The following is a 24,323-nucleotide window of genomic DNA, read 5'->3' on the forward strand; positions in this document are numbered from 1 at the left end:
CCGCCGACGAGGACGTACCAGCGGGTGAAGCGATCCTTGAGCGCGCGAATGCGGCGCTTGCGTTGCAACTCAGGCGTATTGAAGTCAATGCGCTTGGGAGGGTTCGTAGTCATTTTGGAATTGGCCAGATCATTCATGCGCACACCCTAGCGATCCTGTATGACAGAAAGATGACAATGCAGTGACGCACCAAATCCGCCGCCAGCAGGGCACTGGCAGTGGATAGAAGAATTCGGGGAGTGTGGGGGCCGGGCCGCTTGCGGGCCGGGCCCCACACATGAGTCAGGCGGGGTTCACCCCTGACTCAGTTTGTTACTTTTTTGCGACTTCAGCGCCGCCTTCCTGCAGACCCAGGTCAGCCAGTGCTTTTGCAGCAACCTTGGCTGGCAACGGGATGTAGCCGTCTTTCACTACCACTTCCTGGCCCTGTTTCGACAGAACCAGTTTCACGAACTCGGCTTCCAGCGGGGCCAGAGGCTTGTTCGGGGCTTTGTTGACGTAAACGTACAGGAAACGCGACAGCGGGTACTTGCCGTTCAGGGCGTTTTCTTCGGTGTCTTCGATGAAATCGGTGCTGCCTTTCTTCGACAGAGCAACGGTTTTCACGCTGGCGGTCTTGTAGCCGATGCCCGAGTAACCGATGCCGTTCAGCGAGGAGCTGATCGACTGCACGACCGAAGCCGAGCCTGGTTGTTCGTTGACGTTAGGCTTGTAGTCGCCTTTGCACAGGGCTTCTTCCTTGAAGTAGCCGTAGGTGCCGGATACCGAGTTACGACCGAACAGCTGAACCGGCTTGTTGGCCAGGTCGCCGGTCACGCCCAGGTCGCCCCAGGTTTTCACTTCGGCCTTGGCGCCGCACAGACGGGTGGACGAGAAGATCGCGTCAACCTGTTCCATGGTCAGGTGCTGGATCGGGTTGTCCTTGTGTACGAATACAGCCAGGGCGTCCACGGCAACCGGGATAGCGGTTGGCTTGTAGCCGTATTTCTGTTCGAAGGCCGCCAGTTCGGTGTCCTTCATCTTGCGGCTCATCGGGCCCAGGTTGGAGGTGCCTTCGGTCAGCGCAGGTGGCGCGGTGGCGGAGCCAGCGGCCTGAATCTGGATGTTTACGTTCGGGTATTCTTTCTTGTAGTTCTCGGCCCACAAGGTCATGAGGTTGGCCAGGGTATCGGAGCCGACGCTGGACAGGTTGCCCGACACACCAGTGGTCTTGGTGTAGCTCGGGATCGACGGGTCAACAGCGGCGAACGCGTTGGCGGTCGCAACGCCAGCAGCGACAAAAGTCATTGCCGCCATCAAACGCTTCAGTTTCATGCCTTACTCCTAGCAGATAGGGGGTGTTAAGTCGGGGCCAAGTATCAGCAGGCCGTGTGAACACTCTATGGCTGAAATATGACAATTGGATGAAAGGCCAGCATCCCTGTCGGAAGGCTGGCCTTTCAGATGTAACCGAACGTGTGGGATGAATCAGCGGCCCTTGCTCCACAGCCAGGCGCCGACCAGGATCCCCATCCCGCACAGCACGGCCACGTAATAGGCAGGCCCCATCGCACTTTCTTTCAGCAGCAGGCTGACCACCATCGGGGTCAGGCCGCCGAAGATCGCGTAGGCGACGTTATAAGAGAAGGACAGACCGCTGAAGCGCACCACCGGCGGGAACGCCTTGACCATCACGTACGGCACCGCGCCGATGGTGCCGACGAGGAAGCCGGTCAGCGCATACAGCGGGAACAGCCAGTCCGGGTGATCGGCGAGGCTGTGATAGAAGGTCCAGGAGCTGATCAACAACCCCAGGCAGCCGAACACGAAAACGCGACCGGCACCGAAGCGATCCGCCAGCGCGCCGGAAATGATGCAGCCCAGGCTCAGGAAGACGATGGCTAGGCTGTTGGATTGCAGCGCCATCGTCGGCGAGAAGTGATAGACCGTCTGCAGCACGGTCGGGGTCATCAGGATCACCACGACGATGCCGGCGGACAGCAGCCAGGTCAGCAGCATCGAGATGGCGATCGCACCGCGATGGTCACGCAGCACCGCGCGCAGCGGCACTTCTTCGGCCAGGGCCTTGCGCTGTTGCAGTTCGGCGAACACCGGGGTTTCGTGCAGCCAGCGACGCAGGTAAACCGAGAACAGGCCGAACACGCCGCCGAGCAGGAATGGAATCCGCCAGGCGTAATCCGAGACTTCCACTTGCGTATAGATGCTATTGATCGCGGTGGCGACCAGCGAGCCCAGCAGGATGCCGGCGGTCAGGCCGCTGGTCAGGGTGCCGCAGGCATAACCAATGTGCTTTCCAGGTACGTGTTCGGAAACGAAGACCCACGCCCCCGGCACCTCACCGCCAATCGCCGCACCCTGAATGACGCGCATCAACAACAGCAGGATCGGCGCCCACATGCCGATCTGCGCGTAGGTCGGCAGCAGGCCCATGATCAGGGTCGGCACGGCCATCATGAAAATGCTCAGGGTGAACATCTTCTTGCGCCCCAGCAGGTCGCCGAAGTGCGCCATCACGATCCCGCCCAACGGCCGCGCGAGGTAACCGGCGGCGAAGATGCCGAAGGTCTGCATCAGGCGCAGCCACTCGGGCATGTCGGCCGGGAAGAACAATTTGCCGACCACGGTGGCAAAGAACACAAAGATGATGAAATCGTAGAACTCCAGCGCACCGCCCAGGGCCGATAGCGACAGAGTCTTGTAGTCATTGCGGGTCAACGGTCGTGCGGGTTGGTCGGGCTGCGCGAGGCTCGAGGGCGCTGTGGTCATGGCAAGGTCTTCTCTTATAGTCGGATCTGCCGCCACAACAACGCTGGCTGTGGCTCGGGCAGGTTCGGCACCATAGCAAATTGTTCGAAAAAGCACATAGAGGCGCGTATTTGACGGTCGAAATGAGAACCGGACGGTCGTCGCGGAGTCTACCGACCGATATACTCGCAACCTTGCTCCGGTCTGTAGGGGGTTGCTGTGCGAAAACGTCGTTGGTCGCCTTGGCGCGTGTATCCAGCCGGTTTCGCAGAGTTTCCCCTTTAGACGCCTTATGGAAAACGTGACGAACGTAGTATGTTCGGTGCTGAATCGTTTTTCCTGAAGACGGCTACCACCAGCAATACCCAACGAAGAGTCACGGGTCAGAGGCACCCCCGGCATGATAGAGCTCGAACAAGAAGATCCGATCCCGCAAGGCGACCTAGCCCTGCAAATCACTGCGCTTCCCCGCGAAACCAACGGCTTCGGCGATATTTTCGGCGGCTGGCTGGTGGCGCAGATGGACCTGGCCGGTACTGCAATGGCCAGCCGCGTCGCCGGTGGCCGTGTCGCGACCGTTGCCATCGACCGCATGGCGTTCCTGGTGCCGGTGGCGGTCGGCGCGCAATTGTCCTTCTATACCCAGACCCTGGAAATCGGCCGCAGCTCGATCCAGATGATGGTCGAGGTGTGGAGCGACGATCCGCTGTCCAGCGAGTGGCGTAAAGTGACCGAAGCGGTGTTCGTGTTCGTGGCCATCGATGGCAGCGGTCGCACCCGTTCGGTTCCGCCACGCGCACGTTAAACCTCGTGGCCGTTTCAAGGTCGATAGTCGTCCCAAGTTGCTGATTCGAGAGTTGTCCCATGAACACGCCCAACGTTGAAGCCGTGAAACTGGATGAACTGAACTGCTGGCGCATCCGCCACGGTCAGGCCGAAGTGCTGGTGGCCCAGCAAGGCGCGCACATCCTCAGTTATCAGGTGGATGGCCAGCCGCCGCTGATCTGGCTGAACGACAAGGCGGTGTTCAAGGCCGGCAAGAGCATCCGCGCCGGCGTGCCGGTGTGCTGGCCGTGGTTCGGCGTCTTCGCCCGTAACCCGCAGAGCGTGCAGGCGATGCGCGTCAGCGAAGAGCCGGCCGCCGCTCACGGGTTTGTCCGGGCGATGGACTGGGAACTGGGCGGTATCGAAACCGAGGGCGAAAGCCTGAAAGTGGAATTCACGCTGCCCTACCCAGAAGATGGTTTTCCGGGCTGGCCCCACCAGGTCGACCTGACCTTGACCCTGCGCCTCGACGATCAGTTGCACATCAGCCTGACCAGCCACAATCGTGGCGCCGACACCGTCAGCATCAGCCAGGCGCTGCACAGCTATTTCGCGGTCAGCGACGTACGCAACGTGCGCGTCGAAGGCGTGGACGGCCTGGATTACGTCGAGACGTTGGATAACTGGAACACCCACACCCAGCAAGGCGACCTGTGCTTTGCCGGGGAAACCGACCGCATCTACCTCGACGCTCCGCCGCAACTGAGCATCGTCGACCCGGCTTGGGAGCGGCGGATTGTGCTGACCGCTACCGGTTCACGCACGGCGGTGATCTGGAACCCGTGGATCGACCGCGCCGCCGCGTTCAGCGACATGGACAACGATGGCTGGCAGCGCATGCTGTGCATCGAGACGGCGAACGTGATGGACGATGTGGTGACCCTGGCACCGAAGGCCAGCCACACCATGGGCGTCAGCGTCAGCAGCCAGCCACTCTGAAAACAAAAATCGCAGCCCTGGGGCTGCGATTTTTTTTGCTGCTCGAGATTACAGATCCTTTTCCTGCACCACCCGCACCTTGTCCGCCTCCAGCGCATACGCCGCATCGGCCAGGTCGTTGCTGACCTTTTCGATCTTCAGCGTGCCGGTCACCCACAGCGGTGTATAGATGTCGTCCAGTTTCAGGCCCTTTGGATAACGCACCAGCACCAGTTGATTCGGCGGCGGCGGCGGTACGTGGATGCACGCGCCCGGGTACGGCACGAGGAAGAACAGCGTGCTGCGGCCCTTGGCGTCGGACTCCAACGGCACCGGATAACCACCGATACGGATATGTTTGTCGTTCATCGACGCCACGGTCTTGGTCGAGTACATCACCGCCGGCAAGCCCTTGGCCTGTTTCATCCCGCCTTTCTGGGTGAAGGTGCCGGTGGCTTCCGGAGAGTTGTGGTCGATTTCAGGCATGGCCTCGAGGGCTTTCTGATCCGACTTGGGCATCAGTTCCAGCCAGTCGGTTTCCGGCAGTTCGCCGGCGTGGGCCAGACCGCTGCCCAGCAAAAGGAGAGTCAACAGAAGACGGCGCATGAAGATGCTCGTAGGAAAAAGGAAACAGTAAATCGCCGAGCATTCTAGCCCTCTCCACCGTTTTGGCAGAGAGGGCTTTGTCGCTTTGGATCAGTTCTTTTTGATCAGGCCGTAGATCACCAGCAGGATGATCGCGCCGACCAGCGCGCCGATGAAGCCTGCGCCCTGACCCGCCTGATAGATGCCCAGGGCCTGGCCGCCGTAAGTGGCTGCCAGCGAACCGCCGATACCCAGCAGGATGGTCATGATCCAGCCCATGCTGTCATCGCCCGGTTTCAGGAACCGCGCCAGCAGGCCGACGATGAGGCCGATAAAGATGGTTCCGATAATTCCCATGGCATTTCCCTCTGAATTGGTCGATATGCGAAAGCCTAGTCAGACTTTGGCATCCTGCCATCAGAGAACGGCGGCCCTTATTGGTTCCGCCGCTGCCAGATGAAACTGTCGTTACTCGGCGATCAGCGCTTCGACCTTGAGGATCTGCTGCTCGAGGGTCGCCTTGTCCTTGCAGCGCAGGTTGGCGTGACCGACCTTGCGCCCGGCCTTGAAAGCCTTGCCGTAGTGATGCAGGTGGCAATCGTCGATCGCGATGACTTTCTCGACCGGCGGAACAACGCCAATGAAGTTGAGCATCGCGCTTTCGCCGACTTTGGCGGTCGAACCCAGCGGCAGACCGGCAACCGCCCGCAGGTGGTTTTCGAACTGGCTGCACTCGGCGCCTTCAGTGGTCCAGTGCCCGGAGTTGTGCACGCGCGGGGCGATTTCGTTGGCCTTGAGGCCACCGTCGACTTCAAAGAACTCGAACGCCATCACGCCGACATAGTCCAGCTGCTTGAGGACGCGGCTGGAGTAGTCTTCAGCCAGGGCCTGCAACGGGTGATCGGTACTGGCAATCGACAGCTTGAGGATGCCGCTGTCGTGGGTGTTGTGCACCAATGGATAGAACTTCGTCTCGCCATCGCGGGCACGCACGGCGATCAGCGACACTTCGCCGGTGAACGGCACGAAGCCTTCCAGCAAGCAGGCCACGCTGCCCAGCTCGGCGAACGTACCGACCACGTCTTCCGGCTTGCGCAGGACTTTCTGGCCCTTCCCGTCGTAACCCAGAGTGCGGGTTTTCAGCACCGCCGGCAGACCGATCGCAGCGACGGCGGTGTCCAGATCGGCTTGCGACTGGATATCGGCGAACGCCGGGGTCGGAATCCCCAGGTCCTTGAACATGCTTTTCTCGAACCAGCGGTCACGAGCGATGCGCAAGGCTTCGGCGCTCGGGTAGACCGGTACGAATTGCGAAAGGAATGCCACGGTTTCAGCCGGGACGCTTTCGAACTCGAAAGTCACCAGATCGACTTCATCGGCCAGTTGACGCAGGTGATCCTGATCGCCGTAATCGGCCCGCAGGTGTTCGCCCAGCGCAGCGGCGCAAGCGTCCGGCGCAGGGTCGAGGAAAGCGAAGTTCATACCCAGCGGGGTGCCCGCCAGGGCCAACATGCGACCCAACTGGCCGCCACCGATTACACCGATCTTCATCTCAACAACCTCAGGCAATACGTGGGTCTGGATTGTCCAGGACGCTGTCCGTCTGCTCGGCACGGAAGGTTTTCAGTACCGCGTGGAACTGTGGATGCTTGGCGCCCAGGATGCTCGCCGACAGCAATGCGGCGTTGATCGCGCCCGCCTTGCCGATGGCCAGGGTGGCAACCGGAATGCCGGCCGGCATCTGCACGATCGACAGCAGCGAATCGACGCCCGAAAGCATGGCTGACTGCACCGGTACACCCAGCACCGGAAGGTGGGTCTTGGCCGCACACATGCCTGGCAGGTGGGCCGCACCACCGGCACCGGCGATGATCACCTCGATGCCGCGGCCTTCGGCCTCTTCAGCATACTGGAACAGCAGATCCGGGGTGCGGTGGGCAGAAACCACCTTGACCTCGTACGGGATGCCGAGCTTTTCCAGCATATCGGCGGTGTGGCTAAGGGTGGACCAATCGGACTTGGAGCCCATGATCACGCCAACCAGTGCACTCATCGTCGCGCCTCTTCTCTCTGGGCGCCCGCAGGCGCGTCAAAAACAACAAGCCACGCAGATTGCGTGGCTTGTTGTAGGAAAAATGGCCGGACGAACCGGCCGAAGGCCGCGCAGTATACCGCAAAGAAAGCAATAAACAGCACCCGATGCGACCATCTGTCATCTGTCCGGAAACACACATTTTGCTGACTCGAGGTTCAAGAATATGGCTTCGTTTTTTCACGCGAAAAACATGATCAACAGGTCGAATGGAGTGCGTACTCAAATTACCGCATGACTTCATGTAATAAAAATCAAAACATCCCCAGGAGCCACAATAAAATTTAAATGATATACAACCAAACTCGAACTTAAAAAACAAAGAACCCACTAAAAAGCCAAAAACAAACAACTTATATTGCACAGCAACAAATCTATATTAAAAGCACTTCCGAAACCGCAATGGCGGGACAGTCGGCACCATCACGCCTGCCCGTCACTATCAAGTCAATTGAAATCATCCAAAGGATCCGAACATGGCCAAACAGCCTTTAACACTGAATGTCTTCATCCATGAGGACTTATCGGACGACAGCAGACGGGGCTTGTACAATACCCATTTTTCCTGGTTTACCGACGAAATCCAGGAACTCTCCGGGCGCAAGCTATCAGTCAATATGTTCAGCCCGTCAGAAGCAGAAACCTTGAGTGGCTTTGATTATAAAAAAATGTCTGCCGCCGGTTCTTTGGACGCTTGGGCAGAAAAATTAAGAAGCCATTTCGGCTCCCAGCTCCTGAAAGACTCACACACCAGATTCAACAAGTACCTACTGCTGACCCGCGACAATATAAATCAGAGCACAATGGGAATTGCACAAAACAAGGGTTACGCGAGTTTAGCCTCGATAAGAAGCGACATGGTTCCTGCTCACGAAGCAGGCCACATGTTCGGCGCAACTCATGAAGACAGCGAAATCCTGTACAACGGCTGGTGGAGCGAAACAATCATGACGGATGATGACTTCTCACCACTTCGAAGCAACGCCAAGCGCTTCAGTGATAAAAATAGAGAAAACATTCGCAATTACCTGGATAAACCGATTGCACAGCGAGCCGTGCCGCGCCCCGAAGTCGACTGGGACGACGATTGAGACTGATGCAAACCTGCCGCATCCCCACGAGCTCCCGTATTTTAATCAAGCTCATCCGACTTGGCAGAGGCGAAACACAGGATTCGTCTCCGCTTTCATTCAGTTATTGCCACTCGCCGCACCGCCCTCCAGCTTGCGCCACAACAACCGCACGTTGGCCTTGCGCACCAGTGCGCAGCGATACAGTCGAATCTCCAGTGGCACGTGCCATTGGGGACCACCACAGACCACCAGTTCACCCCGGGCAAGTTCGGCACGCACGCTCAGTTGCGGAACCCAGGCGATGCCCAATCCTTCCAGGGCCATGCTTTTAAGGCTGTCGGCCATGGCAGTTTCATAGATCGTGGTGAAGCGCAGCTGACGCTGGCGCAGCAAACCATTTACCGAGCGCCCGAGAAACGCCCCGGCGCTGTAGGCCAGCAGCGGCACGCTGGCCTCGCCTTCCAGATCGAACAACGGTTTGCCGTTGCCGTCCGCCGAGCACACCGGAAGCATCTCGGTCTGGCCCAGGTGCAGCGACGGAAAAATCTCCGGGTCCATCTGCATGGCCGCGTCCGGGTCGTAGAACGCCAGCATCAGATCGCAACCACCTTCGCGCAGTGCATGCACCGCGTCGCCAACATTGGTCGCCACCAGCCGTGTGGCGATGTTCAGGCCTTCGGTGCGCAGTTGCGCGATCCAGCGCGGGAAGAAACCGAGCGCCAGCGAGTGCGCCGCCGCGACCTGGATCACTTCGCCCTGCCCGCCTTCCAGGTGATGCAAATGGCGCAGCACTTCACCGAGCTGTTCAACCACGGTGCGCGCGGTCACCAGAAACAGTTGCCCCGCTGCCGTCAGCTCGACCGGCGTGCGCGATCGGTTGACCAGCGTCAGGCCCAGCGCCGCTTCCAGGCTGCGGATCCGCCGACTGAAGGCCGGCTGGGTCACGAAGCGCCGTTCGGCCGCCTGCGAGAAGCTGCGGGTGGCGGCCAGGGCACTGAAGTCCTCGAGCCATTTGCTTTCCAGATTCATCACGTCCTCCCGGACACGCACCAAAACAGGTCACACGTCTGCCGCACACGCGGCGTCACACGGGCATTATGCCGAATGTGCATAGGGCAGTGTTTAACAGCATTGGCCCAAAAACTCCCACAAGCCTAGCATTCGCAGCGTTCCGGCACAGACCGGGTCCATATCGAGATGATTTCTATCATGTCCTCCGCTGCATCATTCCGCACAGAAAACGACCTGCTTGGCTCCCTGGAAGTCCCTGCTCAAGCGTATTACGGCATCCAGACCCTGCGAGCGGTGAACAACTTCCGCCTCTCGGGCGTTCCGATTTCGCACTACCCGAAGCTGGTTGTCGGTCTGGCAATGGTCAAACAGGCCGCTGCTGACGCCAACCGTGAGCTGGGTCACCTGAGCGAAGCCAAGCACGCTGCCATCAGCGAAGCCTGTGCACGTCTGATCCGCGGCGATTTCCACGAAGAGTTCGTGGTCGACATGATTCAAGGTGGCGCCGGTACCTCCACCAACATGAACGCCAACGAAGTGATCGCCAACATTGCTCTGGAAGCGATGGGTCACCAGAAAGGCGAGTACCAGTACCTGCACCCGAACGACGACGTGAACATGGCGCAGTCGACCAACGACGCCTACCCGACCGCGATCCGTCTGGGTCTGCTGCTGGGTCACGACGCGCTGCTGGCCAGCCTCGACAGCCTGATTCAGGCGTTCGCGGCCAAGGGTGAAGAATTCAATCACGTCCTGAAGATGGGCCGTACCCAGCTGCAAGACGCCGTACCGATGACCCTGGGTCAAGAGTTCCGCGCCTTCGCCACCACCATGAGCGAAGACCTGGCCCGTCTGAAAACACTGGCTCCGGAAGTCCTGACCGAAGTGAACCTGGGCGGCACCGCGATCGGTACCGGCATCAACGCCGACCCGCGCTATCAGGCCCTGGCCGTACAGCGTCTGGCACTGATCAGCGGTCAGCCGTTGGTTCCAGCCGCCGACCTGATCGAAGCCACCTCCGACATGGGCGCCTTCGTCCTGTTCTCCGGCATGCTCAAGCGTACCGCGGTCAAGCTGTCGAAGATCTGCAACGACCTGCGTCTGCTGTCCAGCGGCCCGCGCACCGGCATCAACGAAATCAACCTGCCGGCGCGTCAGCCAGGCAGCTCGATCATGCCAGGCAAGGTCAACCCGGTCATCCCGGAAGCCGTGAACCAGGTGGCCTTCCAGGTCATCGGTAACGATCTGGCGCTGACCATGGCAGCCGAAGGCGGCCAACTGCAACTGAACGTGATGGAGCCGCTGATCGCTTTCAAGATCCTCGACTCGATCCGTCTGCTGCAACGCGCCATGGACATGCTGCGCGAGCACTGCATCGTCGGCATCACCGCCAACGAAGCGCGCTGCCGCGAACTGGTCGAACACTCTATCGGTCTGGTCACCGCACTGAACCCGTACATCGGCTACAAAAACGCCACCCGCATCGCCCGTATCGCCCTTGAAAGCGGCCGCGGCGTGCTGGAACTGGTGCGCGAAGAAGGTCTGCTCGACGACGCCATGCTCGCCGACATCCTGCGCCCGGAAAACATGATTGCTCCGCGTCTGGTGCCTCTGAAGGCCTGATCCGACGCGTTACTTGTAGCACCGCTCACCAGGTCGAGGGACTAGACACCTCTCACCTTTTGAGGGCTTGGGGATCATTCCCCAAGCCCTTTTTTTTAACTGTTTGAACCTGAGAACCGTATGTATGGAAGCTGACCACAAATCAGCTTTCACACAAACCCGACGCCGGTAACGTCGGGTGTTTCAAAGCCTCGTTTCGTCGCTTGCACCACAACCGTGCAGACGGGCGCCGCACTGATCGGTATAGTGCCGCCCCTCTTCGCGTGAGCGGTCGTCGGTAACGAGGCCATAACCCATGCGAAACCCGAACTAATAACAAACCCGCGATATGGATCCGGGACGAAACCCTCGCCTCGCCCGTTGTGCCGCGCGCACACCGGTGTAACGCGATGTTTCCGACCATCCAGCATTTGCTTACACAATAAACAGCGAGGAAAAATCCATGCTCGAAGTCATCAACGACTTCCTCTCAGGGAAAGTACTGATCGTGCTCATTGTCGGGCTCGGTAGCTACTTCACGATTCGCTCGCGTTTCGTTCAATTGCGCCACTTCTTCCACATGTTCGCGGTGTTCCGCGACAGCCTCAAAGGCAGCGCCGGGCAACTCAGCTCGTTCCAGGCCCTGATGCTCAGCCTCGCCGGCCGCGTCGGTGCAGGCAACATCGCCGGTGTCGGTATCGCCGTGACCCTGGGTGGTCCGGGTGCGGTGTTCTGGATGTGGGTGACCGCACTGGTCGGCATGTCCAGCAGCTTCTTCGAATGTACCCTGGCCCAGGTCTACAAGCGCGCCGATGGCGACGGCCTGTACCGTGGTGGTCCGGCCTACTACATCCAGCACGGCCTGAAGCTCAAGGGCATGGCGGTGGTGTTCTCGATCCTGCTGCTGGTCACCTACGGCTTTGCCTTCATCGGCCTGCAGTCCTACACCGTGACTCACTCGCTGCAAAACGCCTTTGCCTTTGACCCGCAACACACCGGTATCGTCCTGGCGGTGCTGCTGGCCATTACCTTCATCGGCGGCATCAAGCGTATTGCTTCGGTGTCCGACCTGCTGGTACCGATCAAGACCCTGGCTTATATCGCCGTGACCCTGTACGTGATCGGCACCCAGATCGAACACGTACCGGCCATGCTGGTCACCATCTTCAAGAGCGCCTTCGGTCTCGACCCGGCCTTCGGTGGACTGCTCGGCAGCGCCATCGTCATGGGCGTGAAGCGTGGCGTGTTCGCCAACGAAGCGGGCCTGGGCAGTGCGCCGAACGTCGCCGCCGTGGCGGCCGTGAAGCACCCCGGCGCCCAGGGCGTGGTTCAGGCGTTCAGCGTGTTCCTCGACACCTTCGTGATCTGCACCTGCACCGCGCTGCTGATCCTGCTGTCGGGCTTCTACACCCCGGGCTTCGAAGGTGACGGTATCGTCCTCACCCAGAACTCGCTGGCCGCCGTGGTCGGTGACTGGGGCCGCATGTTCGTCAGCGTCGCGCTGTCGCTGTTCGTCTTCACCTGCATCCTCTACAACTACTACCTGGGCGAAAACAGCCTGCAGTTCCTCACCCGCAACCGTGTTGCGCTGATGACGTTCCGCGGTCTGGTGCTGGCGCTGGTGGTCTGGGGTTCGATGCAGGACCTGTCGACCGTGTTCGCCTTCGCCGACATCACCATGACCTGCCTGGCCTTCGTAAACCTGGTGGCCCTGGCCCTGCTGTTCAAGGTCGGCATGCGTGTGATGCGCGACTACGACGAACAACGCCGCGCCGGTGTCGATCAACCCGTGTTCGACTCCAGCAAATTCGCCGACCTTGACCTGGACCTGAAGGCCTGGCCAACCAGCCCGTCGGCGGCTGCCAAGGCTGACGTTCAGGCGCAAGGCATCCCAGCAGCGCAACGCTGATCGGGAAAAAACCGGGCGCAGGTCCTGCGCCCGGCGTGACACAAGCGGCGGTCAGCGTCATGCTCGACCGCCTGCTGTCTTCGTTCAGGAGAACTCCCCATGAATTCCTCGACTTACCCTGCCGCCCAGCACGTCATGGTGCTGTACACCGGTGGCACCATCGGCATGCAGGCCAGCGCCAACGGTCTGGCCCCGGCCTCCGGTTTCGAAGCGCGGATGCGCGACTACCTGCGCAGCCAGCCTGAACTGGTCGTACCGCAGTGGCGCTTTCGCGAGATGTCGCCGCTGATCGACAGCGCCAACATGACCCCGGCCTACTGGCAGCAACTGCGCGAAGCCGTCGTCGACGCCGTCGATGTGCAAGGCTGCGACAGCGTGCTGATCCTGCACGGCACCGATACCCTGGCCTACAGCGCCGCCGCCATGAGCTTCCAGTTGCTCGGCCTGCATGCCCGCGTGTGCTTCACCGGCTCGATGCTGCCGGCGGGTGTTACCGACAGCGACGCCTGGGAAAACCTCAGCGGCGCGCTGGTCGCCCTCGGCCACGGCCTGGCGCCGGGTGTGCATCTGTATTTCCACGGCGAACTGCTGACGCCGACCCGTTGCGCAAAAGTGCGCAGCTTCGGCCGTCATCCGTTCAAACGTCTGGAGCGTCAGGGCGGCGGCGTGAAAGCCACGTCCCTGCCAGCCGCGCTGAGCTACAACCAGCCCAAGCAACTGGCCAGGGTGGCGGTGTTGCCGCTGTTCCCGGGCATCGGCGCCGAGATCATCGACGGCCTGCTCGACAGCGGCATTCAGGGTCTGGTGCTGGAATGCTACGGCAGCGGCACCGGGCCGAGCGACAACCCTGAGTTCCTCGCCAGCCTCGGCCGGGCACGGGACAGCGGCGTGGTCGTGGTTGCAGTCACGCAGTGCCATGAAGGTGGTGTGGAACTGGATATCTACGAGGCGGGCAGCCGCTTGCGTGGCGTCGGCGTGTTGTCCGGTGGCGGCATGACTCGTGAGGCGACATTCGGCAAGTTGAATGCTTTGCTGGGGGCAGGCCTTGATACGACTGAAGTACGGCGTCTGGTCGAACTCGACCTGTGCGGCGAGCTCAGCTGATCGCAAGCGGCCGTGGGAGCTTCGCTGCTCCCTCGGCCCGGCATGCAACTTGCTGCCGTATCCAGCATCCCAAGGCTGGAAGATCCTATGCTCCACTCCCACCTCACCACGCTCAATGCGGTCTCGCTGATCCTCAACACGTTCAAGTCTGAAGGCTTGTCCAGCGAAGCACTGCTCGCCGGCAGTGGCATCAGCGCGGCGGATCTGAGCCGGGCCGACACCCGCATCACCACCAATCAGGAGATGCAGGTCTGTGCCAATGCGGTCGCACTCAAACACAACATCGGCCTGGAACTGGGCCGGCGCATGCATGTTTCCTGCTACGGCATCCTCGGTTACGCGCTGCTGACCTGTGCCACCTTCGGTGACGCTTTGCGGCTGGCGATCCGTTATCCGGCGCTGCTGGGAACACTTTTCGAGCTGAGCCTGGAAGACGACGGCGAGCGTGTCTGGTTCGTCGCCGCCGACTACCGCGAGAGTCCGTCGATGGCAGTGTTCAATGCCGAGTTCTGTCTGGTGTCGCTGAAAGTCATCTGTGACGACTTGCTCGGTCATCCACTACCGCTGCTCGCCACCCGCTTCGAGCACACCGCGCCGGACTATCGCGACAGCTACGCCGAGCACTTCAAGGCGCCCCTGCACTTCGGCGCCAAGGACAACGCCTTCGCCTTCGACCGGCGCTGGCTCGATCAAGCGTTGCCGCTGGCTGACATCATTACCCATCAGGCCATGGCCGAACGTTGCCGCAAGCAGAACACCGAGTTCACCGGCCGGCAGGCGTGGCTGGGGCGAATCCGCCAGTTGCTCACTGCGCAACTCAATGCCGCACCGGGGCTGGAGGGCCTGGCGCAGCAGATGAACTGCTCGCCGCGCACCTTGCGCCGGCACCTGAAGGACATGGGTTGCAGTTATCAGGAGCTGCTCGACGAACTGCGCTTCGAACGGGCCAAGCAGATGCTTTGCGAAGACCAGTTGCCGATTTACCGCATTGCCGAAACCCTCGGTTTCAGCGAGACCGCGAGCTTCCGCCATGCCTTCGTGCGCTGGAGCGGCGTGGCGCCGAGTCAGTTCCGTCCACACGGTTAAACCGTTGAGGGGCGATATCAGGTCAGTACTTTTGGCCATATCGATCCCCTTTTGGCCTCTCTGGCCGTTCTCCGATTCGCCCCGCGCCGCAACACTGGGGTCAACCGAATCAGCCCTGCGGAGAACAACAAATGCTGACGATCTACTCTGACGATCACCACCTGCACCATGGCCGCTGCGAATTGATCGACGGGCAACTCAAGCCTTGCTTCGAGATGCCGTCCCGCGCCGACCACGTGCTGCAACGGGTAAAAAACCAAAACCTCGGCCCGGTCGAGGCGCCGAAGGATTTCGGCCTCGGACCGATCGAGCGCATCCACAGCCGCGATTACCTCGACTTCTTCAAAGGCGCCTGGGCGCGCTGGACCGAATTCAACACCGACGGCGACTTGCTGCCCTACACCTGGCCGGCGCGCACCTTGCGTCAGGTCAAACCGACCAGCCTGCACGGTCAGCTCGGCTATTACAGCTTCGACGGCGGCGCGCCGATCACTGCCGGCACTTGGCAAGCCGCCTACAGCGCAGCGCAAGTGGCGTTGACCGCCCAAGCGGAAGTCCAGCGCGGTGCCCGTGGCGCCTTCGCCCTGTGCCGTCCGCCGGGACACCACGCCGCCGGCGATTTGATGGGCGGTTATTGCTACCTCAACAACGCCGCTATCGCCGCCCAGGCATTCCTCGATCAGGGCCACAAGAAGGTCGCGATCCTCGACGTCGACTACCACCACGGCAACGGCACCCAATCGATTTTCTACGAGCGCAGCGACGTGCTGTTCACCTCGATCCACGGCCATCCGGAAGCGGAATTTCCATTCTTTCTCGGCTACGAAGACGAACGCGGCGAAGGGGCCGGCGAAGGCTTCAACTTCAACTACCCGCTGCCGGCCGGCTCCGGTTGGGATGTCTGGAGTGCGGCGCTGGATCAGGCCTGCGCGGAGATCGAAAACTACGGCGCTGACATCATTGTCGTGTCCCTGGGTGTCGACACCTTCAAGGACGACCCGATCTCGCAATTCAAGCTCGACAGCCCGGACTACCTGGCCATGGGCAAACGCATCGCCGCCCTCGGCAAACCGACCCTGTTCGTCATGGAAGGTGGTTACGCGGTAGAGGAAATCGGCATCAATGCGGTGAACGTGCTGGAAGGTTTCGAGTCATGAAAAGTCTCAAGCATTTCATCGCCCCCGTGCTCTGTGCAGCACTGCTGAGCGGCGCCGCCCACGCTGAAGAACGCACCCTGCGCGTCTACAACTGGTTCGACTACATCACCCCCAAGGCACTGGAGGATTTCAAGGCGCAGAACAGCCAGACCAAACTGGTCTACGACATCTTCGACACCAACGAAGCACTGGAAGCCAAGTTGCTGACCGGCAACTCCGGTTACGACGTGGTGGTGCCGTCCAACGTGTTCCTGGCCAAGCAGATCGAGGCCGGGGTGTTCCAGCCGCTGGATCGCAGCCAGTTACCGAACTGGAACCACCTCGATCCGAAACTGATGAAGCTGATCGAGGCCAACGATCCGGGCAACAAGTTCGCCGTGCCGTACATGTACGGCACCATTCTGATCGGCTTCAACCCGGCCAAGGTCAAGGCTGCACTGGGTGACAACGCGCCGGTGGACAGCTGGGATCTGATCTTCAAGGAGGAGAACATCAGCAAGCTCAAGCAGTGCGGCGTCGCCCTGCTCGACTCGCCGTCGGAGATCCTGCCGCTGGCCCTGCAACACCTCGGCCTGGATCCCAACAGCAAGAACCCGGCGGACTACGCCAAGGCCGAAGCCTTGCTGATGAAGATTCGCCCGTACGTGACCTACTTCCATTCGTCCAAGTACATGGCCGATATCGCCAACGGTGACATCTGCGTCGCGGTCGGTTATTCCGGCAGTTTCTCGCAAGCCGCCAACCGCGCCAAAGAGGCGAAGAACGGTGTGGTGGTCGATATGCGCCTGCCGAAAGAAGGGGCGCCGATCTGGTTCGACATGCTCGCCATCCCTAAAGGCGCGAAAAACCCGCAGGACGCCTACACCTTCATCAATTACCTGCTGCAACCGCAGGTGATCGCGCCGGTCAGCGACTTCGTCGGTTATCCGAACCCGAACAAGGACGCCACCGAACATGTCGACCCGGCCATCCGCAACAACCCCAACCTGTACCCGACCGATGCGGCGATGAATACGCTGTACACCCTGCAACCGTTGCCACGGGATGCGGAGCGGGCACGGACCCGGGCGTGGACCAAGATCAAGTCCGGTACCTGAAGTATCCCCGTCCATCCCAGACCCGCGTCGGCGGGTCTTTGGTACCATTTTTCCGCGTTCACTCACCCCAGGCTTGCCGCAAACGGGCCAGAGCCGACTCGATCGCCGGCTCCGGAACCGCAGCAAAACCCAGCACCAGACCGGCGCGTTGATCGATCGGGGTCGTCGAATCCGGCAACCAATAGCGACTCAAGCCGTGGACTTCCACCTCGACACTGGCGGCCTGTTCTATCAATTGTTGTTCACGGGCGACGCTGTCGACTGCCACCGTGAGATGCAGTCCGGCCGACACCGCCGGCAGCTCACCGACACCGGCCAGACCTTGAGGCCAGCCGTTAATCAGGGCGTTGCGCCGGCTCAGGGCTGCCCGCCGCATCCGCCGGATATGTCGCTGGAAGTGTCCAGCTGCCATGAACTCGGCCATCACCGCCTGAGTGCTCACTTCGGAATGCCGCACATCCACCGCTCGCCGCTGAGCAAAAGCTTCAACCAGCCCCGGCGGCAAGACCAGATAGCCCAGACGCAGCGCCGGAAACGCGACTTTGCCGAAAGTGCCGACGTAGAGCACACGGCCCTGCCGATCGAGTGCTGCCAACGGAGCCAGCGGCGCGCCGGTATAGCGATACTCGCCGTCGTAGTCGTCCTCGACGATCCAGCCGCCGGTGCGCTCGGCCCAGGCCAGCAATTCCAGACGGCGCGCCAGGCTCATCACGACCCCGGTCGGGTACTGATGAGACGGCGTGACATACGCCACCCGGCAATCTTCGGCGGCCGCCAGTGCCGCACAGTCGATGCCCTCTTCGTCCAGGGCAATGCCATGCAGCCGACCACCAGCCAGCGCGAACGCATGACCCGCTGCGCGATAGCCGGGATTCTCGATGCCCACCCCGGCGCCAGGCTCCACCAGCAACTGTGCACAAAGGCTGATTCCCTGTTGCGCGCCACTGGTGATCACAATTTGTTCAGCCGAGCACTGCATGCCGCGCGAACTGCGCAAATAAGCGGCGATCAGACCACGCAGGCGCGCATCGCCCGCCGGATCGCCGTAACACAGTTGCTGCAAGTCGGGTTTACGCCAGAACGCCGCGTTCAGCTTGGCCCAGACGTCGAACGGGAACAGGTCGAACGCCGGAACCCCCACCCTGAAAGCCCGTGGCGGACCACTCGGCGGCGTCGGCAAATGGTTCTGTTCAAGCCGCTGCATCGCACCGCTGTGGATAACTTTGCTGGATAAATCACCAGTGAAATCGACTGATTTTGTGGATAAGGCTGTGGGTAAGCCTGTTGAAAAGCCTGTGGATACTTTTGTGGATAGTTTTTTCGCCGGTCTCGTCGATTGTGGCAACTGCGCCACATAAGTGCCGTCCCCGACCCTACCCTCGATGAAGCCTTCGGCGTACAGCTGATCGTAGGCACGCACCACGCTGTTGCGGGAGATCGCCAGCGCTGCCGCCAGATCGCGACTGGCCGGCAGCCGCGTGCCGCCGGCCAGTCGCCCGTCGAGCACTCGCAGGCGCAAGGCTTGATAGAGCTGGCGGCTCAGGCCTTTGCGGCGGTCGAGTTCAATGCCGGCAGGATTGAACGGCAGCGACAGCGTGGTCGAATCGGGCATGACAATGGACCTATGAAATTGGTCATCAATGGCTCTTACAACAGACCAATAGCCTGCCTACGATGCAGGCATTCGCCAAGGAAAATATCTCCATGTACACGCCCCACGCCTTTGCCATCGACGACTTGTCCCAACTGCACGAACTGATCCTTGCCACTCGCCTCGCCATCCTGGTGACCCACGGTGAGCAGGGCTTGCAGGCCAGTCATGTGCCGGTGCTGCTGCATCGAGAACAAGGTCCGAACGGCACGCTTTACGGGCATCTGGCCAAGGCAAACTCGCAGTGGAAAGACCTGCGTGACGGCGCCGAGGCGATGCTGATTTTCCCCGGTGCCGACGCCTACGTCAGCCCGGGCTTCTACCCGAGCAAGGCCGAGCACGGCAAAGTCGTGCCGACCTGGAACTACATCGCCGTACACGCCTATGGTCACGCCGAAACCTTCAGCGATGGCGGTCGCCTGCTGGACATCGTCAGCACCCTCACTGATCGCCATGAGGCCGGCCGCGCCCAGCCCTGGTCAGTCGACGATGCGCCGGCCGATTACATCGACGGCATGCTCAAGGCCATCGTCGGGTTCGCCATTCCGATAGACCGGCTCGAAGGCAAGCGCAAGCTCAGTCAGAACCGCAGCGCCGAAGATATCGCCGGCGTGCGCGAAGGGCTGGCCGCCAGCCCCGACATCAACGATCAAACCCTCGCTCACTTGATGCGTTAAGGAAATCACCATGAATCAGATCGACATCCGTCCGGTCAGCGCCGCCGATCACGCGGCCTGGCGGCCGCTGTGGCAGGCCTACCTGCGCTTCTACAACACCGAGCTCCCGGAGGCCGTCAGCCAAAGCACCTGGCAGCGTTTTCTCGACCCGAACGAACCGACCCACGCCGCCCTCGCCTGGGCTGACGGCAAAGCGGTGGGCATGGTGCACTTCATCTACCATCGTTCGAACTGGAGCATCGAAAACTCCTGCTACCTGCAAGACCTGCTGGTGGAGCCGCAAACCCGTGGCACCGGCGTCGGTCGCCTGCTGATCGAACACGTGTACGCCACGGCCAAGGCCGACGGTTGCTGCAAGGTGCACTGGCTGACCCACGAAACCAATGCCACGGCGATCCAGCTCTACGAGCGCATCGCCGAACGCCCGGGTTTCATCCAGTTTCGCAAAGCCATTTAAGGAGCCACGTGCATGACGATTTCTCTCGCTGACTGGAAAGGTGTGCCGCCGCCCTCGACCACCCTGATCGAAGGCCGCTTCATCCGCCTGGAAAAGCTCGACCCGGCCCGTCACGGCGACGACCTGTTCAATGCTCTACAAGGCCCCGGCGCCGACCCGAAGCTCTGGGACTATTTGCCCTACGGCCCGTTCCCGGAGCGCAGCGCCTTCAATGACTGGCTGAACAATCACGCCGCCCACAGCGACCCGTATTTCTTCTGTGTCATCGACCGCGCCAGCGGCCAGGTGCAAGGCATCCTCAGCCTGATGTCGATCGTCCCGGCCCAGGGCCGCATCGAAATCGGCCACGTCACCTTCGGCGCGCCGATGCAACGCTCGCCGAAAAGCACCGAAGCGGTCTACCTGCTGGCGAAGGAATCCTTCGCCCTCGGCTACCGTCGTCTGGAATGGAAATGCAACAACGGCAACGCCCGCTCCAAATACGCGGCCGAGCGGTTGGGTTTCAGCTTCGAAGGCGTGTTCCGCCAGCACATGGTGGTCAAGGGCCAGAATCGCGACACCGCGTGGTACTCGATTCTGGATTCGGAATGGCCGGCGATTGCGGCCGGGTTCGAGCGCTGGTTGAGCGACGAGAATCAGACGGCCGAGGGGCAGGTGAAAGGGTTGGTCGAGTGCCGCGGCTGAGTATGTAAACGCAAAGAAGGAAGCCCCCGACGGCGACTGCGGAAGTTGGAGGGCGCTTCCTGTCTGTTATTGCTTCATCTGCAACCAATTGCAGATGAAGCACTCAACTCGCAGACATATCTGCAAAAGAATGCACATAGCCCAGACATCATTCTGTAAACCCGCTCCGCTATACAGAACGCCCTCACTTATAACTAAAAGGACGTTCTCCCCATGCCGCTCCCGCCTCAGCGCCTGTCGCTCGCCACCGCCCTGTTGATCGCCACCAGTGCCGCCCATGGCAAGAATGTCGTGATCGACACCGCCACCACCGCGTCACAGACATTGGGCGGCAGTGACACCCTGACGATTTCGGTGCCGGGCAGCATCACCAACAGCGGCAAGGCCGTGAGCCTCAAGGACAGCACCAGCGCTGCCGGCGTGATCATCGATAACGCGGGCAAGATCATCTCCACCGGCGGCCGGGCCATCGATAGCAGCGGCGATCTGACCCAGGCACGCAATTACGCGATCTACAACCGCAGTAGCGGGCAAATTCTCGGTTCCAACGATGCGATCCGCATCGACAGCAACTTCGTCAACGGCAGCCTGTTGATCGACAACAGCGGCACCATTCGCTCGACCACAGGCCAAGGCCTGGATCTGGATGCGTTGCGCAGCGACGGGGTCAAAACCACCATCATCAACCGCGCGGGCGGGCTGATTCGTGGCGACGCCAGCGACGGCATGAAGACCGGCGCCAACGCGACCATCAGCAACTACGGCGAGATCTCCACCGGTGACTCGCACAACGCCGACGAGAAGTTCGACGGCATCGATATCGACACCGCGACCGGCGTCAGCGTGACCAACTACGGCGTGATTTCCGGTGGCCGACATGGCATCACCACCGACCTCGGCGCGACGCTGGTCAACTACGGGCAGATCACCGGGCGCAACGGTTCCGGTTTCGGTTCCGATGGCGACGGCACGGTGATCAACCACGGCACCATCACCGGCGCGTATTCCGGGTTGCAACCCAATGGCGACGGCGACGGCGTGGACATCGACAAGATCGCCCACATCGAAAACTACGGCACCATTCAAGGCGTCGGCGCCGGCGGCGTGGACAAGGGTGGTTTCGCCAACGGCAGTGAAGGCATCGCTCTGGGCGGCGGTTACATCCTCAACGCCAAAGGCGCACTGATCAGCGGCGCCAACAGCGCCATTCTGGTGGATGACGGCAGCGGTGGTTCGGGGCTGGCGGCCACCATGCTGGAAAACTACGGCACCATTCAAGGGCTCGACGGTTTCGGCGTGAAGTTCGTCGGTGAGTTCGCCGACAACGTAATCAACGGTGGCACGATCAGCGGCAGCAACGGCCTGGCGCTGGATCTGGGCGGTGGCAACGACAGCCTGACACTGCGTAACAGCAGCCGGTTTATCGGCGTGGTCGATGGCGGCACCGGTTACGACCGGGTAGTGATGGACGACGCGGCGGGCGGCAGCTTCGGGGCGAGCCGCAACTTTGAATGGCTGGAGGTCAAGCAAGGCGCCTGGACCCTCACCGGCAGCGGCGATTTCAGTGACGGCGGTGCCGTGCGCAACGGCTCGACCCTGATCAACCAGGGCGGCATCGCCGGCAACCTGACCGTAGACCCCGGCGGCGTGTATGCCGGCGGTGGTTCAGTGGGCAACCTCAACGTGAATGGCAAGCTGCGCACTGACACCCGCCTCGGCACCGCGACCGTCGTGCACGACTTGAACATGGGCAGCGCATCCACTCTCGCCTACGGCGTCAATGCCGATGGCAGCAGCGCGCCGGTTCAGATCGGCGGCACCGCCAACCTCAACGGCGCGACGCTGGCGGTCAATCCCGGCAGCGGCACGTATCCGTGGCAGAGCCATTACACGGTGCTGCAGGCTGCGCGGGTCAACGGCACGTTTGGCGCGGTCACCAGCGACTACGCGTTCCTCACGCCAACCCTCGCTTACACGTCGACTCAGGTCGATCTGACCTACACCCGCAATGACGTGGCGTTCAATGAATTCGCCGTCACCGGCAACGGCAGCAACGCCGCCAACAGCCTGGCTTCGATGGGCAAGAACAACGTGCTGTACAACGCCTTGCTCAACACCACTCAAAGCAGCGCAGGCGCGGCCATCGAGCAACTGGCCGGCACCAGCAACGCCAACCTGACCAGCGCCACTCTCGGTGCCAGCAGCCAGGTCGGCAGCAGCATGCTCTCGGCGATGCAGCAAATGGGCGGCAGTCCCGGCTTGATGGTCGGCCTCGATCAACGCGACACACCGATTCTCGCCGCCAACGGCGTACCGTCCGAAGCGCAAAACCTGAATGACCCGAACGCCCGGGGCCGGCTCTGGCTGCAGGCCATCGGCGGCTACGGCAAGCTGGATGGCGAACACGGCAGAAGCGGTCTGGAACAGCGCACCAAAGGCAGCGTGCTCGGTGCCGATTGGGCACTCAATCCGCAGTGGCGTCTGGGCGTGCTCGGCGGCTATTCGAAGACCGACCTGGACGCCACCGGCGTCGACGGCAATGTCGAGAGCTGGCACGCCGGTGTTTATGCGCTGCATCAAAACGGCCCGCTGGCTCTGCGCTTGGGCGCGGCGTACAGCGGCCATCAGGGCGAAAGCAAGCGCACCATCGCATTCAATGGTTTCAGCGATCGTCCCAAGGGGGATTACGACGCCGACAGCCAGCAAGCGTTCGCCGAACTCGGCTACGCCATGGGCACTGGCCGACTCAGCGCCGAACCATTCGCCAGCCTCGGTTACCAGCGCTATCACCGCGACCGTTATCAGGAAAAGGGTGGCGCGGCGGCCTTGCAGGTCGACAGCCAGACCCAGGACAACTTCAGCAGTACCTTCGGCGTACGCCTTGCGCACCTCAGCTCGCTGGACAATGGCATGAGCCTGACTCCGCGGATGGCCGCCGGCTGGAAGCACACCTACGGCGATGTCAGCAGCTCGACCCGTCAGGCATTTGTCGTTGGCGGCACCGCATTCAGCGTCGATGGCAGCTCGCTGGATCGTGACAGCCTGGTGCTGGAAGCAGGGCTGGATCTGGGCGTTTCGGCGCGACATACGCTGGGGCTCGGATACACCGGCGAGATTGGCAGCAACAGCCGAAATCACGGGTTGATCGGGCAGTGGCAGATGAGTTTTTGAGATTTCGCCAATCGATACTTCAGCGAGTGTTGTAGGCAAAGGCGTCTGGTGGATCGGGTAAACAGGGGCGGGCTCATCACTCGTCACTGACCGGGCTACAAAAGCAGACGTCATCGCCTGCACACGGTTCGGAATCGCCCGGCATCGGCGCACCGGCATCGACTTTTACAGTTTGGCCTCATCTTTCGATAGGTCGAACTGAATGCCCATTCAATGCAAATACAAGTTCCAACATCTTGTCCTGGCGGTTGCGCTGGCAGTCGGTTGCGTAGAATTTTCGCTGGCGGAACAGTCGGAGCCCGACGCGCCCGTCATGGACGAGGTGAAATCCAAGCCTGCGCGCAAGAAGAAAGAAAAAACTGCTCCGCTTAATCTCGCTGAAGAAACAGTGCGTGAGGAAAGGATCGCTCCGCCACTGGAAGCAATCCCCGCCAGCACTGAGATTCCGGCGCTACCCGCTCACACATCCGACGATATTC

At 61.2% G+C, this 24,323-nt stretch carries 21 protein-coding genes; 13 read left to right on the forward strand and 8 right to left on the reverse strand.

The genetic code is table 11. From position 1 onward, the window contains the following. Window positions 1–312: 312 nt before the first annotated feature. A complete protein-coding gene (locus NH234_RS00505) occupies window positions 313–1,314 on the reverse strand; it encodes a phosphate ABC transporter substrate-binding protein PstS (RefSeq protein ID WP_085731336.1) in 1,002 nt (333 codons plus the stop codon). Window positions 1,315–1,467: 153 nt separating this feature from the next. Then, on the reverse strand, window positions 1,468–2,766 hold the full coding sequence (locus NH234_RS00510; RefSeq protein ID WP_085731335.1) for an MFS transporter: 1,299 nt from the start codon (window positions 2,764–2,766) through the stop codon (window positions 1,468–1,470). A 379-nt stretch (window positions 2,767–3,145) separates the two neighbouring features. Between NH234_RS00510 and NH234_RS00515 the strand changes: the two genes are divergently transcribed. Continuing rightward, the gene (locus tag NH234_RS00515) at window positions 3,146–3,550 is read left to right on the forward strand and encodes an acyl-CoA thioesterase (protein ID WP_003229628.1); all 405 of its coding nucleotides are present in this window, start codon (window positions 3,146–3,148) and stop codon (window positions 3,548–3,550) included. A gap of 59 nt (window positions 3,551–3,609) precedes the next feature. Then, the gene (locus tag NH234_RS00520; RefSeq protein WP_367255307.1) at window positions 3,610–4,509 is read left to right on the forward strand and encodes a D-hexose-6-phosphate mutarotase; all 900 of its coding nucleotides are present in this window, start codon (window positions 3,610–3,612) and stop codon (window positions 4,507–4,509) included. Window positions 4,510–4,557: 48 nt separating this feature from the next. On the opposite strand, the gene NH234_RS00525 is transcribed toward NH234_RS00520, so the two are convergent. The 4 genes from NH234_RS00525 to purE all read right to left on the reverse strand — a co-directional run bounded on the left by NH234_RS00525 (window position 4,558) and on the right by purE (window position 7,126). Beyond that, window positions 4,558–5,094 (reverse strand): DUF3299 domain-containing protein, encoded by a 537-nt coding sequence (locus tag NH234_RS00525; RefSeq protein WP_085708811.1) that lies wholly within the window; start codon window positions 5,092–5,094, stop codon window positions 4,558–4,560. Between the two features lie 90 nt (window positions 5,095–5,184). Next, on the reverse strand, window positions 5,185–5,430 hold the full coding sequence (locus tag NH234_RS00530; protein ID WP_085696742.1) for a GlsB/YeaQ/YmgE family stress response membrane protein: 246 nt from the start codon (window positions 5,428–5,430) through the stop codon (window positions 5,185–5,187). A gap of 111 nt (window positions 5,431–5,541) precedes the next feature. After that, window positions 5,542–6,624 carry a 5-(carboxyamino)imidazole ribonucleotide synthase gene (locus tag NH234_RS00535; RefSeq protein ID WP_085731333.1) on the reverse strand — a complete coding sequence of 361 codons (1,083 nt, stop codon included), beginning with the start codon at window positions 6,622–6,624 and terminating at the stop codon, window positions 5,542–5,544. A 10-nt stretch (window positions 6,625–6,634) separates the two neighbouring features. Beyond that, a complete protein-coding gene (purE, locus tag NH234_RS00540; protein WP_007954291.1) occupies window positions 6,635–7,126 on the reverse strand; it encodes a 5-(carboxyamino)imidazole ribonucleotide mutase in 492 nt (163 codons plus the stop codon). A gap of 515 nt (window positions 7,127–7,641) precedes the next feature. On the opposite strand from purE, the gene NH234_RS00545 reads away from it, so the two are divergent. After that, on the forward strand, window positions 7,642–8,256 hold the full coding sequence (locus tag NH234_RS00545) for a hypothetical protein (RefSeq protein ID WP_085731332.1): 615 nt from the start codon (window positions 7,642–7,644) through the stop codon (window positions 8,254–8,256). A 99-nt stretch (window positions 8,257–8,355) separates the two neighbouring features. On the opposite strand, the gene NH234_RS00550 is transcribed toward NH234_RS00545, so the two are convergent. Then, window positions 8,356–9,267, reverse strand: a complete 912-nt coding sequence (locus NH234_RS00550) for a LysR substrate-binding domain-containing protein (protein ID WP_085731331.1) — start codon at window positions 9,265–9,267, stop codon at window positions 8,356–8,358. Between the two features lie 180 nt (window positions 9,268–9,447). Between NH234_RS00550 and aspA the strand changes: the two genes are divergently transcribed. The 6 genes from aspA to NH234_RS00580 all read left to right on the forward strand — a co-directional run bounded on the left by aspA (window position 9,448) and on the right by NH234_RS00580 (window position 17,204). After that, a complete protein-coding gene (gene aspA / locus NH234_RS00555) occupies window positions 9,448–10,872 on the forward strand; it encodes an aspartate ammonia-lyase (protein WP_085731330.1) in 1,425 nt (474 codons plus the stop codon). Between the two features lie 442 nt (window positions 10,873–11,314). Further along, entirely contained in the window at window positions 11,315–12,760 is a 1,446-nt protein-coding gene (locus tag NH234_RS00560; RefSeq protein WP_085731329.1) for a sodium:alanine symporter family protein, read from the forward strand. Between the two features lie 99 nt (window positions 12,761–12,859). Beyond that, the gene (locus NH234_RS00565; RefSeq protein ID WP_367255311.1) at window positions 12,860–13,864 is read left to right on the forward strand and encodes an asparaginase; all 1,005 of its coding nucleotides are present in this window, start codon (window positions 12,860–12,862) and stop codon (window positions 13,862–13,864) included. Window positions 13,865–13,951: 87 nt separating this feature from the next. Then, on the forward strand, window positions 13,952–14,950 hold the full coding sequence (locus tag NH234_RS00570) for an AraC family transcriptional regulator (RefSeq protein WP_367255314.1): 999 nt from the start codon (window positions 13,952–13,954) through the stop codon (window positions 14,948–14,950). A 131-nt stretch (window positions 14,951–15,081) separates the two neighbouring features. Then, the gene (locus NH234_RS00575) at window positions 15,082–16,107 is read left to right on the forward strand and encodes a histone deacetylase family protein (RefSeq protein WP_367255316.1); all 1,026 of its coding nucleotides are present in this window, start codon (window positions 15,082–15,084) and stop codon (window positions 16,105–16,107) included. Continuing rightward, complete coding sequence (locus tag NH234_RS00580; RefSeq protein ID WP_367255319.1) at window positions 16,104–17,204, forward strand: polyamine ABC transporter substrate-binding protein; 1,101 nt, start codon at window positions 16,104–16,106, stop codon at window positions 17,202–17,204. The genes NH234_RS00575 and NH234_RS00580 overlap by 4 nt, the downstream gene beginning before the upstream one ends. 58 nt (window positions 17,205–17,262) lie before the next feature. Here the strand turns inward: NH234_RS00580 and NH234_RS00585 are convergent, their stop codons facing one another. Then, window positions 17,263–18,816 (reverse strand): PLP-dependent aminotransferase family protein, encoded by a 1,554-nt coding sequence (locus NH234_RS00585; protein WP_367255320.1) that lies wholly within the window; start codon window positions 18,814–18,816, stop codon window positions 17,263–17,265. Window positions 18,817–18,908: 92 nt separating this feature from the next. On the opposite strand from NH234_RS00585, the gene NH234_RS00590 reads away from it, so the two are divergent. The 4 genes from NH234_RS00590 to NH234_RS00605 all read left to right on the forward strand — a co-directional run bounded on the left by NH234_RS00590 (window position 18,909) and on the right by NH234_RS00605 (window position 23,844). Further along, window positions 18,909–19,532, forward strand: coding sequence for an FMN-binding negative transcriptional regulator (locus NH234_RS00590; protein ID WP_085731323.1), 624 nt, complete (start codon window positions 18,909–18,911; stop codon window positions 19,530–19,532). 10 nt (window positions 19,533–19,542) lie between these two features. Further along, window positions 19,543–19,989 carry an N-acetyltransferase family protein gene (locus NH234_RS00595; RefSeq protein ID WP_367255322.1) on the forward strand — a complete coding sequence of 149 codons (447 nt, stop codon included), beginning with the start codon at window positions 19,543–19,545 and terminating at the stop codon, window positions 19,987–19,989. 12 nt (window positions 19,990–20,001) lie between these two features. Then, window positions 20,002–20,673, forward strand: a complete 672-nt coding sequence (locus NH234_RS00600) for a GNAT family N-acetyltransferase (protein ID WP_367255324.1) — start codon at window positions 20,002–20,004, stop codon at window positions 20,671–20,673. 213 nt (window positions 20,674–20,886) lie between these two features. Next, window positions 20,887–23,844: an autotransporter domain-containing protein gene (locus tag NH234_RS00605; RefSeq protein WP_367255325.1), complete on the forward strand. Its 2,958-nt coding sequence runs from the start codon at window positions 20,887–20,889 to the stop codon at window positions 23,842–23,844. Window positions 23,845–24,323: the final 479 nt, after the last annotated feature.

The sequence above is a fragment of the Pseudomonas sp. stari2 genome (assembly GCF_040760005.1).
GTDB lineage: Bacteria > Pseudomonadota > Gammaproteobacteria > Pseudomonadales > Pseudomonadaceae > Aquipseudomonas.